The following is a 15,165-nucleotide window of genomic DNA, read 5'->3' on the forward strand; positions in this document are numbered from 1 at the left end:
GCTTCCTCATGGAGTGATGGTCAGTCGTTGAGGACCAGCGTATTGTTCGGCAGTCATTTGATAAACAGCCCTCCTCCGACATGAATAGTCGAACAGGCCGAACAATAGGCAGGAATTCATGAACAAGCTGGAGCTGCTGAAAACCTTTATCAGGGTCGCCGAGATGTCGAGCTTCACGCAGGCCAGCGACGCCCTGAATCTACCGCGCTCGACGGTGTCCGAACACATCCGCGGGCTGGAGGAGCTGCTCGACACGCGCCTGCTGCTGCGCACCACGCGCAAAGTGCAGACCACCCCGGACGGCCAGGTGTTGTACGAGCGCAGCAAAGACCTGTTGGCGCAGATGGACGAGCTGGAGAACCTGTTTCGCCAGGACAACGCGGTGCTCAGCGGTCGCTTGCGGGTCGACATGCCGACTGCCGTCGCACGCAGGCTGGTGATGCCCCGACTGGGGGAGTTCATTGCCCGACACCCCTTGATCGAGCTGGAAATCAGCAGCACGGACCGCCGCGTCGACCTGGTCCGCGAGGGGTTCGATTGCATCATGCGCGTCGGTGAACTGCCCGATACGTCACTGGTGGCGCGCTCGGTCGGCCACCTGCAGATGGTCAATTGCGTCAGCAGAAGCTACGCCGAACGCTTTGGCGTTCCCCACACGCTGGAGGATCTGCAGCAGCATCGGCTGGTCAATTACGTGTCGGCGTTCGGCGGCAGCGATTCGATGTTCGAGTACCACCGCGACGGCAAAGACTGCCACGTCGCCATGCCGTGCAGCGTCACCGTCAACTACATCGAAGCCTACGAGGCGGCGTGCCTGGGCGGTCTGGGCATCGTGCAGATCCCCCGCCTGGCCGAGCGCTACCAGCTGGCGCGCGGCGACCTGGTCGAGATACTGCCCGATTACCTGCCCGCGCCGATGCCGGTGTCACTGCTGTACGCCCATCGCCGTCACCTGCCGCAACGCTGCCGGGTGTTCATGGACTGGATGGCGCAGTTGCTTGGCGAGTACGGCGTACAGCGTTGACCTGACAGCCCGTCGCCGTCACGGCGCGGTTGAGCCGCTATTTCAGGGCGGCGACCACGGCGTCGAAGAAAGTCATGGGATCGACAGGCTCTTTGTCCACCGGCTTGGGCTGCGCGCCGAACGTGACGATGACCACGTTATTGGCTGGATTGATGTAAATGTTCTGTCCCTGGATGCCAACGGCGGCGTAGGCGCCATCTTCAACCGAGGCTTCGGTCCAGGCGGTCCACCACATGTAGCCGTAATCGAGCTTCTTGCCGCCCTTGAGGGTGGTCGGCAAGGTGGCTTCGCTGACCCAGCCGTCGGGCAGAATGGATTTGCCGTCGATCTTCCCGCCATTCATGAAGAACAGCCCGAAGCGCCCGTAATCGCGCAAGGTAGCGCTGATGCCGCTGCCGCCAATCTCCACGCCATCGGGCGAATCGAGCCACCATCGGGCATCGCTTTCCATGCCGAACGGCTGCCAGATCTTCTTCGACAGGTAGTCGGCCAGCGGCATTTTCACCGCGCCGCGCACGATTTCCCCCAGAATCTGCGTCTCGCCGGTGCTGTAGTTGTTCACCGTGCCAGGCTCGGCGGCGCGTGGCAGCCCGGCCATGAGCGTCACCGCCGAACGCGGTTTCTGCGAAATCTGCGCCCTGAGCAGAGCCCGACGATCCGATGCAGGATCGGTGTACGTCTCGTTCCACTTCACCCCCGAGGACATCATCAGTACATCGCGCACCGTCACGCCGTCGTAGGCGCTGCCTTTGAGCTCAGGCACGTAATCGACGACCTGCGAATCGAGGCCTTTGATCAGCCCGTCCTTGATCGCGGCAGCGGCCAGCGTCGAGGTGATGGACTTGGCCATCGACATCGACATCCAGCGGGTTTTCTCGCTGTTGCCGCGCTGGTAGGTCTCGAAGACGATCTTGCCATCCTTGATCACCAGCATCGCCGTGACGCTGTCCAGTGCCACGTAGTCGTACAGGTCGTACTTTTTGCCCTCGTAGGTGAAGCGCACATTGGCCAGTTGCTTGTCCGACCTGGGCAACGCGTAAGGGTGGCCGCCGGCCTTGATCGTATGGGTGGGAAACAGCCGGTCGATGTTGCGGTACGTGCTGACGGCAAGGTCCGGCAACATTGCGCCGTCGTAAATCTGCTCGACCGTGCCGATGCTCTCGTGGGCGTGAGGGTAATCCTCGGCCCCGGCGTTCAGTGTCAGCCCAAGGGCCAGCAGCCCCATGGAAAATGCCAGCGGCCGAGCGCGCTGAACGGAACGTGAAACAGCTCGTGGGTACATAACGCTTCCTTATTCTTTATCGCCGTTATCAGACGTCGGGACATGGCCCGCATGAACCATAGTTCACCCGCCGACGCCACACTGCGCATTCAGTCAAGGGATTGCCAAACCTGAGGTCGGAAATTTCGTACGTAAACGCCGGGCGAAAAAAAACACCGCCGTGAAGGCGGTGTTTTTTGTGGTGAAAGCGTCGGGATCAGACCTTGACGATCCAGCCTGCCGGGCCTTCGATCTCGCCGAACTGGATGCCGGTCAGCTCTTTGTACAGACGCTGGGTCACCGGGCCGACTTCGGTTTCGCTGTGAAAGACGTGCAGCTTGTCTTTGTAGCTGATGCCGCCGATGGGCGTGATCACGGCAGCGGTACCGCAGGCACCGGCTTCCTTGAACTGATCGAGCTTGTCGATGAACACTTCACCTTCGGTGACCTTCAGACCCAGCCGGCTCGACGCCAGCTCGATCAGCGACAGACGGGTGATGCCCGGCAGTACCGATGGCGATTTCGGCGTGATGAACTGATCGTCGTGGGTGATACCGAAGAAGTTGGCCGAGCCCACTTCCTCGATCTTCGAGTGGGTCAGCGGGTCCAGGTAGATGGCGTCGGCGAAACCATGCTTCTTCGCTTCGCTGCCCGGCATCATGCTGGCCGCGTAGTTGCCACCGACCTTGGCGGCACCGGTGCCTTGTGGCGCGGCGCGGTCATAGCTGGAGATCACGAAGTTATGCGGTTTCATGCCGCCTTTGAAGTAGGGGCCGACCGGGATGCAGAACACCGAGAAAATGAACTCGGGGGCGGCACGGACGCCGATGTTGTCGCCCACGCCGATCACGAACGGACGCAGGTACAGCGCACCGCCGGTGCCGTAAGGCGGGATGAAGCGCTCGTTGGCGCGAACCACTTCCTTGCACGCCTCGATGAACACATCGGTCGGCACATGGGGCATCAGCAGGCGGCTGCAGCTGCGCTGCATGCGAGCGGCGTTCTGGTCCGGACGGAACAGGTTGATCGAGCCGTCTTTGGCGCGATAAGCCTTCAGGCCTTCAAAGCACTGCTGACCATAATGCAGCGCGGTGGAACCTTCGCTGATATGCAGCACGTTGTCTTCGGTCAGGGTGCCTTTTTCCCACTCGCCGTCACGCCAGTGAGCCAGATAGCGCTTGTCGGTCTTGATGTAGTCGAAACCCAGCTTGTCCCAATTAATGCTTTCGTTACCCATGACACCCTCTATTTCCTGGCCAGCGCGGCCGGCATTCCCGGCGTCTGGCGTTTCTTCAATATGGTCGTGAAGGCCCGGTACAGGACACGGCCCGTTCCGATGTTGCGCCATATTACTGATTTTTTGCCCGACAAACCGCCTCCGCTGCTCGGGAGCTGAAAAAGATCGTGCAAGGGCATGCAGGTCGGTTCAAAAAACACCGACAACTGCCCGTTCTGGCACCCCGGGCTGACGTCATTTTCCTTTCATTTCAGGTAGAGCTCCCATTGCCTCCCAGAGTGTGCCGCCTGTACCAAAAGCTGAACACCGGGCGTGCAGAACCGTGAATGTTGCCTATCGTTGCTAATTCACATGAGACAGGAGCAGTGCCATGGGTATCGAGCAACTCTTCGCGGATCTGGGCAGTCTTCCGAGCATTCCCAAAGTGGCTCAAGACCTGATTCTGCAGTTCGACAATCCTTCATCGAACCTTGAAAGCATCGCCCGCAACATTCAGAAGGACCCGGTCATTTCCGCCAAAATCCTGCGCCTGGCGAACTCCGCCCGGTTCCGGGGCGCACGTGAATCCTCCAGCATCGAGGACGCGGCGATGCGGCTGGGCTTCAACACCTTGCGCACGCTGGTGCTGGCCTCGGCGGTCACCGGCGCGTTCAAGGCCGGACCAAGCTTCGACCTCAAAGGATTCTGGCTGAAGAGTTTTCAGGTGGCCGGAATTTGTCGGTTGCTGGCCAAGCAGTCCGGTGCCGATGCGGAAATTGCCTTCACCTGCGGGGTGATGCACGACATCGGGGAATTGCTGATTCAGACCGGTGCGCCTCAGGTGGCGGAACGCATCAACAGCGTGACGAAAACCGGCACGACCGGTCGCGCAGCCATTGAAACGCTGCAACTGGGTTTCGGTTATCCGGAAGTCGGTGCGGAACTGGCACGTCGCTGGCAGTTGCCCACTGTCATTCAGCACGCCATTGCCTATCAGGCCAGGCCCATGCAGGCGCCGGGCGATGCAACCCAGCCGCGGATCGTCGCCCAGGCGCTGACTATTTCCGACGCGCTGGAAAACCATGGCGGCGCTACGCCAGAAGCACGACAAGCGGTCGACGGCCCGCTGTTCGAGGGGATCGATCTGGACGCGCTGTTCGCAGCACTGCCCGCCGTGCTGGAAGCAGACAAGGCGTTTGCAGAGCTGCTGAGCTAAGGCCAGGTTTGCCTGCAGAACCTTTGGGCGTAAGCGTGCTGGCGATTGCAGTGCAGCCACTGAATCATTGGCTGAACCGCTGCAGACGCCAGCACGTTTTCTGCCTGCAGAGCCCGACATCAACCGCAACACCGCTCAATCGGCCGAAGCATAAATCACCCGCCTCGTTTAGTATCGGCCCACCGCTGCGCTCACGAGGAACTCTGCATGTTCGACACGTCTGCCGAATCCGGGACTGAAACGCTCCTGCACTGGATGGGCGAACGCTCGTTCGTGGTCCTGACCGGGGCCGGCATCAGTACATCCTCCGGGATCCCCGACTACCGCGACAGCGACGGCGTGCGACGGGGCCGGCAACCGATGATGTTTCAGGAATTTCTCAACGCGCCCGAGGCCCGCCGACGCTATTGGGCGCGCGCCATGCTCGGCTGGCCACGGGTGCGCGCCGCCAGTCCCAACGCAGCCCACTACGCCCTCGCGACCCTGCAGCAGCATGGCCTGATCAGCGGCGTGATCACTCAGAACGTCGACACGCTGCACGATCAGGCGGGCAGTCAGGATGTCGTGGAACTGCATGGCAGCCTGCACTGGGTGCTGTGCCTGGATTGCCGGAAACGCACCGAGCGAGACGTGATTCAGCAGCGCCTGCTCGACCAGAATCCGTATCTGGCCGGGGTCGATGCCGTGCAGGCACCCGATGGTGACACGTTGCTCGATGAGGCGTTCGAGGCGCGTTTCCAGGTGCCGCATTGCCCGCACTGCGGCGGCGAGCGCATGAAGCCGGATGTGGTGTTTTTTGGCGAAAACGTTGCTGCGCCCACTGCCGCAAGGGCGATGGAAAAGGTTGAAGAGGCGGATGGGTTACTGGTGGTGGGATCGTCATTGATGGCGTTCTCAGCGTTCCGGCTGTGCCGGGCGATGGCTGATCAGGGCAAGCCGCTGGTGGCGATCAATCTGGGCAAAACCCGCGCCGATGACCTGCTGGACCTCAAAATCGGCGCGTCCTGCGAAGTCTTGCTGCCGCAGCTCACACAGCGACTGATAACGCCCTGAGCGGATATCTGCCGCCGTGTCGACCCATCACGGACCGGCGTGTCAGGGCCTGATGCCCGGCAGCGCCGCCAACGCCTTCTCCCAGATCTGTCGCGTTCGCATCCACACCACTTCCTGCCAGTCCGGGTCGGCCGGGTAGAACTGTTCCAGCAATCCTTGTTTGATCGCCCGTCCCGTTTCGTCCAGTGGGTCGCCGTGCAGGTGCAACCAGTGGTCGTCACGCAGGTGCTGGTGCACCTCAGCGCCAGGGTACGTCCCGCATTCGATCACGAACGGCATCAGATGCACGCCGGGCAAGGCGTCGAGCAACATCTGCGAGGTGTACCCGGTGGAGGTCGCGGCGACCCCGGTTGCGCTGATCTGGTTGGCGCCGGTGATGAGCGTGAACAGCCAAGGGCCGAACAGTGCCTGGGCGTCTTTCAGCGCCGGATAACCTGACTCGACGATGCTCATCAGCATCGGATGGCCGTAATCTCCCGCGCCGGTGTGCAGATCGAAGCACGCCGCCACCTCAACGCCGCTCAGGTGCCTGGCAAGGATGCTGCGCAACGTTCGGTTCGACCAGCTCGGACCCTTGCCGCCATAAAACAGGCCATCGGCGAATTCATACTGCCCCGCTTCCACGACCGACATAAGGCCCGACCAGCCGCGTTCGGCGATGGCGGCGTTGAACAAGGCGTCGGCCTGATCGCGCAACGGCCCGCGCAGCTGTTCGCACGCGTAGAGGGCATGCACGTCCCGGTAGGCACGGTTATCAGGCAACGGTCTGGCGAAGTTCAGGTAGTTGCGGTTCTGATCGAGGTTGTCCTCGTTGACCCGACGCATCCACGCGGTACCCCACGGATTGATCAAGTGGATCATCAACACCGCGACGCCTTCGGGCAGTGCGCGGCCCTTGAGGCTTTCAAGCCAACGACTCTGGCAATCAGAACCGTAATAACCCTCCACACCGTGGGTCCCGCTCAGGGCAACCAGCACCTTGCGGGCGTCGGGCGGGCCGATCCAGGCGACATCGGTGAACAGACGCTCACCAAAGGGGCCGGCAAGCGGATGCGGGTATTCGCTCAGGTCAGCACCGAGTGCGGTGGCGGCCTTCAGGAAACGTTCGCGCAGCGCGCGGTAACCGGGCTGGGTGGGGAAAAACTGGCTCATCGAAACCCTCGAGAATAAGGACCGAATCAGGCTCGGCGCACGGACCGTTTTACCGCCTGAACCGCAGTGCTTCAAATTTGTTACAAAAAAAGCGCTTATTGGCACATTTTTTTCAGGGAATTTTCACAAGTGGGACGTCAGTACCACCCGCAGGCCCGCGAACTCAACAAAACCGCGAGTCTACGCTGCCCATCGGTGCGCAACACGCACCAAAGTGCAGGAAACGGACATCACCCTGTCCATAAACAGTGCAGGACGCCAACCACAAGTCTGACGTCCGTCGACAAGGAATTCGAAACGTGTACCTCATTGCCCGACCGTCATCGAACACCCCTCGCTTAGCCATAAGCCCTTCGCCTGCTCGTCCTGCGTCATCGTCAGTCAGCCTTGGCTCGATGCCCGGCGGTGCCTGTTCCAGCGCCTGACCGTTCGCGCTCATTCGGCTTCACACCCGACGCAGATCCGCGCCGAACGCCTTTATTTTTTGCAGCACCCGCGACACCGACTTTTATTTGTTAATCACGGACGCATCCGATAAGCGCGGCATTTGCGCTTTTATAAAACAGGACTTCTTGGCAGAGAGTACTCGGCATCCGAAGTGCCACATATTAAATAGCCATCATCAAACAGATGGACGCTTGTAATCATCCCAAGGAAATTCTCAAGCCACTTATGTGACTGACCAGTCACTAACTAAGAGGACACGTGCCATGCACAGCTAACTCATTACGCACCAATTCGAACCCAAGTTATCGGGTTTGGTGCACACACTTCCGATTGATTTAAGACGAGGCACTGCGAAACTTTCCCGGCGCACTCAACGGGCCCGCTCGCCCCGATTTTTTGATTGGTTCAATTGGTCCGCGTTTGTCCACGGCCGCTTTAAACAGGGATTCGATAAAAAATTACAAGAATGCGACATATCGGTCGTAATGCCTGGAAACATCGTCCTAGACGTACTGGCTGGCACAGCGGTTGCTATTACTGCCCTGTAGACCTCTCGACACACTGTCGTACTTCGACGTACACAAACAAGAAATCAGGGAACATCCATGTCGTCTCCATAGCCACTGCAACCTGACTCATTCCGATATAAGAGCCGACAATTCATTGTCGCTCACGGGTGTTTTGCGCCTTATACACGTGCAAGCATCAGGTATTCGAACATTGATTAAATGTTTGAACGGAACCTTATTGCCCTTCAACTAAACGAGGGAGCTTTAATGAACGACGCGGTAAAGATGAACGCCTTGCCCGATCCGTCCCCGGATGAACTTTCCAGGGTCTGGCCGAGTATTCCGTTCAAGGAAAACACCTCACGACCTGGCGGATTGAACAGGCCGCAAGTGTTGTTATTGATTGCCGCTTCGGTCCTTATTCACGGCGCCATCTGGTGGTACATGCACACTGCAAAAGCCGAACTTGCGGAAGTTGCGCCGCAGGTTCCTGAAATGACCGTGGAATTGACCAGCGCAACGCCGCCGACACCCGAGCCGCCACCGCCTGAGCCCCCACCGCCACCGCCGCCACCCCCTCCGCCGCCGCCTTCGGAGCCGGAGCAGCCGGTGGAAGACCCGGATGCTGTCAAGCCGCCGCCTAAACCGGTGGAGAAGCCGAAGGTCGAGAAGCCCAAGCCCGTGAAAAAGCCGGAACCGGTGAAAAAGCCGACACCGCCCTCACCGCCTGTGCCAGCCGCGCCCAGTACACCTGCGGCGCCCGCACCGGCCGCGACTCCCGCGCCGGCAGCCCCTGCAGCGCCCGCGGCCCCAGCCGCGCCGGCCAAGGAAACGGCAGCCATTTCGGGGCTGGCAAGCCTGGGCAACCCGCCACCGGAATACCCCGGCGCGGCTCTGCGCAAAGGCATGGAAGGTCGCGTGATCCTGCGCATCAAGGTGCTGCCCAACGGCCGCGCTGGCAGCGTCGAGGTGACCAAGTCCAGCGGCAAGCAGGTTCTCGACGATGCGGCCGTGGAGACGGTGCGCAACTGGAAGTTCATTCCGGCCAAGCGCGGCGACACGCCCATCGAAGGCTTTGCGACCCAGACCATCGATTTCAAGTTGCCGGAATGACCCGGCAGGCAAACCACTGACAACTCTTATTTAGCTGGTGAGGTGTAACCATGAACGAATCGCTCTCTTCCATGATTGTCCCCGGCGTGCTCTGGGCTCTGGTGCTGTTCTCGGTGCTGAGCTGGGGATTGCTGTTGATCAAATCCGCGCAGTACCTGAAACAGAAAACCCAGAACCGGCAGTTCACCAAGGCGTTCTGGACCGCGCCGGACTTGCTCACCGCCGCCGAACATGCCACGCAGTATCCGGGTTCGCTGGCGCGCATCGCCAACAGCGGCTTCGAAGCCATGGCCGTAGAAGACACTCCGCGCACCACACAGCAACTGGCGCACACCATCAACCGTTCGGATCGTCTGGAGCGCAACCTGCGGCAACAGATCCAGAAAGAACGCCGCTCGCTCGAGGCCGGGCAAGCGATCCTTGCCAGTATCGGCAGCACCGCGCCCTTCATCGGCCTGTTCGGCACGGTCTGGGGAATCATGGAAGCGTTGCAGAGTATCGGCGCCAGCGGCTCCGCCAGCCTGGAAACCGTCGCCGGCCCCATTGGTCATGCCTTGATCGCCACCGGGGTCGGCATCGCGGTCGCGGTCCCGGCCGTGCTGATTTACAACTTCTTCCTGCGCCGCCTGAAACTGGCCGTGGCCGACATGGATGACTTCGCCCATGACTTCGACGCCCTCGCCCAGCGCAGCGCCTTCGCCGTCAGCCGCCAACCCATCGCCCACAAACAGGGCCAATCGGTCAAGGAGGCGAGCTGATGTCGTTCTCTACTCAAGACAGCGATGAAGTGCTCAGCGAAATGAACGTCACACCGCTGGTGGATGTGATGCTCGTGCTGCTGGTGGTGTTCATCGTCACGGCCCCGCTGATGACCAACGCAATCAAGGTCAACCTGCCGAAAACCGACGCCGTCGCCCCCGCTGAAAAGAAAGACCCGGTGGTCGTCAGCGTCGATCAGGACGGCAAGTTCTACCTGGCCAAATCCGAGATTGCCCCGGAGTCCCTGGAGATCAGCCTCAAGGACGTCAAGGCCAAAGACCCCGAGGTGCGCGTGCAATTGCAGGCCGACACCAGCGTCAACTACGGCCAGGTGGCCAAGGCGATGGCGTCGATCGAGCGCTCGGGGATCACTAGGATTTCGGTGATGACCTCCAAATGATGCAGCGATAGAAACGCGGCTGCGGCGACCCGCAGCCCTGCACACCCTACTCCCGATGTAACGGCCGTCCATGGCTGGGACCATGGAGGGGAGCGGCTTGCCTGGAAAAAGTGGATTTCCCGACCGCCACAACCGCGTCGGAGCAACGAGGGCTCACAAGGCCATTTCAATAACATCTGGAATAAATCGGAAATTACCATGCTGATGAGTTTTCCTGGTTTTACCGTCAAGCCTCTTGTTTTCGCTGTACGACGGCACCCGCGCGCATGGATCTGCGCACTGGCCGTGGGCATGAGTTCGGCACAGGCCGCGGACAGCACCGATGCCGCTGCCGATGCCGCCCCGGCCAGCGAAGCCGCTGTGCCCGCTGCAGCCGCCGCCGTGCCGGCCACCACGCAATTGCAGCGGGTTGAAGTGACCGGTTCGGCCGTGCGCCGCGCCGATGCCGAAACCGCAGTGCCGGTGACGATCCTGCGTGCCGAAGAGCTGAAAAAACAGGGCGTGACCACCACCGAGCAGATGGTCCAGCGCATCACCGGCAGCCAGTCGATGTACAACAGTTCGGGCTCGGTCGGTGCCTCCACCGGCGGCGCGTCCTATGCGGACATGCGCGGAATCGGCGCGAACAAGACGCTGGTCCTGCTCAACGGCCGTCGTCTGGCCAACAATGCGTTGTCGGGCGTCGGTACTCCGAACGGCAGCGCCATCGACCTGAACATGATCCCGTTCGCGGCCATCGACCGCATCGAGGTGCTGCGCGACGGCGCGTCTGCGCTCTATGGCACCGATGCCATCGGCGGCGTGATCAACTTCATCACCAAGAAATCGCTGAACGAAGGCACCCTCAGCCTCGGCGGCGACACCCCGACCGCCAGCGGCGGCGGCGCCAGCAAAGACATGAGCGCCAGCTGGGGTTTCGGCGACCTGGAAGAAGACCGCTTCAACGTGATGGGCGTGTTCAACTACAACAAGCAGCAGAACCTGGACGCCAACGACCGCTCCTTCGCCAAGGACTATGTGCCCGGACGCGGCCTCAACCAGACTTCCGGCACCGCCTATCCCGGCAACTATTACCAGGGCAACAACAGCGCCAACCCGCTCGGCCCGAACTGCTCCGGGCCGAGCCTGGTGGGCGTCGACGGCGTGTGCCGGTTCAGCACCCGCGAGTACATCGACCTGTTGCCCGAGACCGAGAAGACCTCGTTCTTCGGCCGCGCCACCGGCAAGCTGGCCGAAGATCACAATGTCAGCCTCGAGTACTTCTGGGCGCGCAACAACAACGCCACCAACATCGGCCCTGCGCCGCTGACCGGCCTGAGCATCGACCCTTCCTCGCCTTACTACCCCGGCAACGGCATCACCCCTGCGCCGACCAACTTCCCCCTCGATCCCACCCAACCGGTGGACACCGCCTGGCGTGAGACCGCCGCCGGACCGCGAGGCGGCAAAGACCAGAACACCAGCCAGCGATTGCTGCTGACCTTCGACGGCACCGTTGGCGGCTGGGATTACAACGTCGGCGCGAACTACAACCAGAACAAGGTGCTTTCCTCCGTCACCTCCGGCTACGTCAGCGACGCCGCGATGCGCGCAGGTCTGGCCAGCGGCCTGCTCAACCCGTTCGGGCCGCAGTCGGCGGCCGGTCAGCAATACATCGAAAACGCCGCATACCACGGCCAGTACTCCAGCGCCGTCGGCCGCGTGTATGGCTTCGACGGAAAAGTCAGCCGCGAGATCGGCGACTGGTTCGGTGCCGGCCAGGCCGGTCTGGCCCTGGGCGGTGAATACCGCAAGGAAAAACTGCATCAGGATTACGAGGCGTTCGTCGACGACATCAGCAGCCTGGGCCTGGACTCAGCGGGCAGCGTCTCCGGGGACCGCAGCGTCAAGGCCGAGTACGCCGAACTGAACGTGCCGGTGCTCGACAGCCTGGAACTGACCGCCGCCGTGCGTCACGACAAATACAGCGACTTCGGCAGCACCACCAACCCGAAATACTCGTTCCGCTTTCAGCCTTTCAAGGAGCTGGTGCTGCGCGGTGCCTACAGCGAAGGCTTCCGCGCCCCTTCGCTGTATGAGCTTTATGCCCCGCAAAGCCTGAGCTACACCCAGGGTTACTACAACGATCCGACCCTCTGCGCCGGCGGTGTCGTGCAACCTGGCGGTCAGGCTGGCCGAGACTGTAATCAGCAGTTCCTCAACCTGAGCGGCGGCAACGCCGACCTGGCGCCGGAGAAAGCCCGTAACGTCACTGTGGGCTTCGTTTATCAGCCGGTCAGCAACCTGTCCATGGGCCTGGATTTCTGGTGGATTCACATTTCCAACCAGATTCAATCCTTCCCGGAATCCACCGTGTTCGACCAGGCCGATCTCTACGGCGATCGCATCATCCGCAACGCCGACGGCTCGATCGCCAACATCGTGACCGGCAACTCCAACCTGGGCATCGTCAAGACCAGCGGGGTCGACGTCACCCTGGATTACCGCTTCCCGAACACGCCTTACGGCCAGTTCGGCCTCGGTCTGACCGGCACCTACGTCAACCGCTACGACTTCCAGAACACCATCGACGGCCCGTACACCGACAAAGTCGGCGACTTCCAGGGCGACGGCGTGATCGCGCGCTGGAAACACGTCCTGATCGGCACCTGGAACCTGGGCGACAGCCGTGCATCGCTGACCAACCGGTTCACCAGCGGCTACAACGACTACGACCGCACCACCAACGGCACCGTACCCTCGTACTCGCTGTGGGACCTGTCGGTCGGGCATACCTTCGACAAGGTGCTGGACATCGACGCCGGAGTGAAAAACCTGTTCGACCGCGATCCGCCGTTCACCAACCAGGCCTACAACTTCCAGTCCGGCTATGACCCCCGTTACGCCGACCCGCTGGGCCGCACGCTGTTCGCTCGCGCCACGTACCACTTTTAAGGCCTGAACCCGACGCGCTCATGCTCCGGCGCGTCGGGCGACTTCTGCGAAATCGCGCCCCCGGCTTGCAGGTCTCATCCACCTCCCCCGGCCGGGGGATTTTTTCTCAGCGCTTTGCATGCGTCGATCTGTAAACCAAGGATTGCCCGAACATGAGTGCCTCCCCCCTCACGCTGCGACGACTGCTGCCCGGCATCGCATTGCTCTACACCGTGGTGTTTTTCATTTCGCTGCTCTCCGGCGTGCCCATGGCCCTAGCGACCCCGGCCCACGCCTTGACTGTGTACGGCGAAGCGCCCAAATACCCCGCCGGTTTCATGCACTTTGACTACGTCGATCCCTACGCCCCCAAAGGCGGATCGATGAGCCGCGCCGCCGAAGAAATCGGCCAGTACAACTACCTGACGCCTTATGTCGATCAAGGCATTGCGGTCAGCCAGATCGATACCTGGGTCTACTCGCCGCTGGCCTATCGTTCGCTGGACGAGCCTTACACCGTGTATGGGCTGGTCGCGCAGAAGCTGGAGCGCGACCCGGACAACCGCTGGGTACGGTTCTATCTGAACCCCGACGCCCGTTTCGACGACGGCACGCCGATCACCGCTCAGGACGTGCAGTACACCTATCAGACCCTGATCACTCAGGGCAGCTTCAGCTACCGGCCGCTGTACGCCGACGTCAAGGACGTGGTGATCGAGGCGCCGGGGCAGATTCGTTTCGATTTCAAGGACAACCTCAACCGCACGCTGGCACTGGATCTGGCCAGCATGCGCATCCTGCCCGAACACTGGTGGAAAACCCGGGACTTCAGCAAAGGCGGTGGTTTCGAGCCGCCGTTGGGCAGCGGCCCCTATCGCGTCACCAGGGTCGATCCCGGACGCAGTGTCAGCTTTCAGCGGGTGAAGGACTGGTGGGCCAAAGACCTGCCGGTCAGTCGCGGCCTGTACAACTTCGACACCCTCACGGTGAATTTCTACGGCGACACCGACGTCGCACGGCAATTGGTGCAGGCCGGCAGTTTCGATTACAACCGTGAGTATTCCTCGGCCGGGTACGTGGTCGGCTATACCGCCCCGACGCTGCAGGACGGCCGATTGCAAAAGACCATTCTGGCGAAGAAGCGTCCGGTGGCCGGACAGGGTTTTGTCTTCAACCTCGACAAGCCGGTCTTTCAGGATCGCCGCGTTCGCGAAGCGCTGGCGATGCTCTGGGATTTCGAATGGGTGAACGGCCAGATCATGCGCAACTTCTATGTGCGCGAGCAGACCTACTTTCCCAAAAGCGAAATGGCCGCCACCGAGCTGCCGGATGCGCAGGAGCTGAAGATTCTCGAGCCGTTGCGCGGGCAGATCCCGGATGAAGTGTTCACTCAGGTCTGGCAGGCGCCGCGCACCGATGGCAGCGGCTATATCCGCGACAAGCAACTCAAGGCGCTGAAGCTGCTGGCCGACGCAGGCTGGCATGCGCAGCACAATCGCCTGGTGAACGCGGCAGGTCAGCCGCTGGAATTCACCTTTCTCGATGGCCAGGGTGGTTTCGACCGGCTGGTCCTGCCATACAAGCGCGTATTGGCGCAGATCGGCATTACCCTGAATTTTCGAAAGGTGGACTCGGCGCAATACATGAACCGGCTCAATGCCCGGGACTACGACATGATCGTCGTCACGCTGCCCAACAACGGCAACCCGATCCTGTCGCCCGGTCGCGAGCTGTACAACCTGTTCGGCTCGCAGAGCGCGCGGCAGGTCGGCAGTTCGAACGCCATGGTCTTGCGCAACCCGGCGGTGGACGCCCTGATCGACGGGCTGGTGGCCGCCAACACCCGCACCGACATGCTGCATTACGCCCGCGCTCTGGACCGGGTGCTGCTGTGGGGTTTCTACATGATTCCGAATTACTACTCACAGGGCACGCCCGCGGTGTTCGCCAACCGCTTCGGCAGACCCAACGTCGAGCCGATGTATGACGTCGGCCTGGACACTTGGTGGCAGGTCAGCCCGACGCCGCTGACCAACCAGCAGATGGCCGAACGCCTGGCACCGCAGGCCAGTGCACAGTCCGCAAAACCGGAGCGTCGTTGA

General features: G+C 61.5%; 11 protein-coding genes. 8 read left to right on the plus strand and 3 right to left on the minus strand.

From position 1 onward, the window contains the following. The first annotated feature begins 118 nt into the window (after positions 1-118). The gene (locus AAGQ88_RS14615; protein ID WP_342652738.1) at positions 119-1,024 is read left to right on the plus strand and encodes a LysR substrate-binding domain-containing protein; all 906 of its coding nucleotides are present in this window, start codon (positions 119-121) and stop codon (positions 1,022-1,024) included. Between the two features lie 37 nt (positions 1,025-1,061). On the opposite strand, the gene AAGQ88_RS14620 is transcribed toward AAGQ88_RS14615, so the two are convergent. Continuing rightward, entirely contained in the window at positions 1,062-2,306 is a 1,245-nt protein-coding gene (locus tag AAGQ88_RS14620; RefSeq protein WP_342652739.1) for a serine hydrolase, read from the minus strand. A 196-nt stretch (positions 2,307-2,502) separates the two neighbouring features. Beyond that, complete coding sequence (locus AAGQ88_RS14625; RefSeq protein WP_285423468.1) at positions 2,503-3,522, minus strand: branched-chain amino acid aminotransferase; 1,020 nt, start codon at positions 3,520-3,522, stop codon at positions 2,503-2,505. A gap of 370 nt (positions 3,523-3,892) precedes the next feature. Here AAGQ88_RS14625 and AAGQ88_RS14630 point away from each other — a divergent pair, with 370 nt between their 5' ends. Continuing rightward, on the plus strand, positions 3,893-4,717 hold the full coding sequence (locus tag AAGQ88_RS14630; protein ID WP_285423467.1) for an HDOD domain-containing protein: 825 nt from the start codon (positions 3,893-3,895) through the stop codon (positions 4,715-4,717). 255 nt (positions 4,718-4,972) lie between these two features. After that, positions 4,973-5,770, plus strand: coding sequence for an NAD-dependent protein deacetylase (locus tag AAGQ88_RS14635; protein WP_342655813.1), 798 nt, complete (start codon positions 4,973-4,975; stop codon positions 5,768-5,770). A 42-nt stretch (positions 5,771-5,812) separates the two neighbouring features. Here AAGQ88_RS14635 and AAGQ88_RS14640 read toward each other — a convergent pair whose 3' ends face one another. Next, complete coding sequence (locus AAGQ88_RS14640; protein WP_342652740.1) at positions 5,813-6,922, minus strand: DUF2817 domain-containing protein; 1,110 nt, start codon at positions 6,920-6,922, stop codon at positions 5,813-5,815. A 1,223-nt stretch (positions 6,923-8,145) separates the two neighbouring features. Here AAGQ88_RS14640 and AAGQ88_RS14645 point away from each other — a divergent pair. From AAGQ88_RS14645 to AAGQ88_RS14665, 5 genes are all read left to right on the plus strand, one after another. Continuing rightward, entirely contained in the window at positions 8,146-8,991 is an 846-nt protein-coding gene (locus tag AAGQ88_RS14645) for an energy transducer TonB (protein ID WP_342652741.1), read from the plus strand. A gap of 50 nt (positions 8,992-9,041) precedes the next feature. Then, the gene (locus AAGQ88_RS14650) at positions 9,042-9,749 is read left to right on the plus strand and encodes a MotA/TolQ/ExbB proton channel family protein (protein WP_093458802.1); all 708 of its coding nucleotides are present in this window, start codon (positions 9,042-9,044) and stop codon (positions 9,747-9,749) included. Then, entirely contained in the window at positions 9,749-10,150 is a 402-nt protein-coding gene (locus AAGQ88_RS14655) for a biopolymer transporter ExbD (protein ID WP_093458803.1), read from the plus strand. Before AAGQ88_RS14650 ends, AAGQ88_RS14655 begins: the two co-directional genes overlap by 1 nt. A gap of 198 nt (positions 10,151-10,348) precedes the next feature. Further along, positions 10,349-13,084 carry a TonB-dependent receptor gene (locus tag AAGQ88_RS14660; RefSeq protein WP_285423463.1) on the plus strand — a complete coding sequence of 912 codons (2,736 nt, stop codon included), beginning with the start codon at positions 10,349-10,351 and terminating at the stop codon, positions 13,082-13,084. A 152-nt stretch (positions 13,085-13,236) separates the two neighbouring features. After that, complete coding sequence (locus AAGQ88_RS14665) at positions 13,237-15,165, plus strand: extracellular solute-binding protein (RefSeq protein ID WP_342652742.1); 1,929 nt, start codon at positions 13,237-13,239, stop codon at positions 15,163-15,165.

Source organism: Pseudomonas sp. F3-2 (genome assembly GCF_038804275.1).
Classification (GTDB): Bacteria; Pseudomonadota; Gammaproteobacteria; order Pseudomonadales; family Pseudomonadaceae; genus Aquipseudomonas.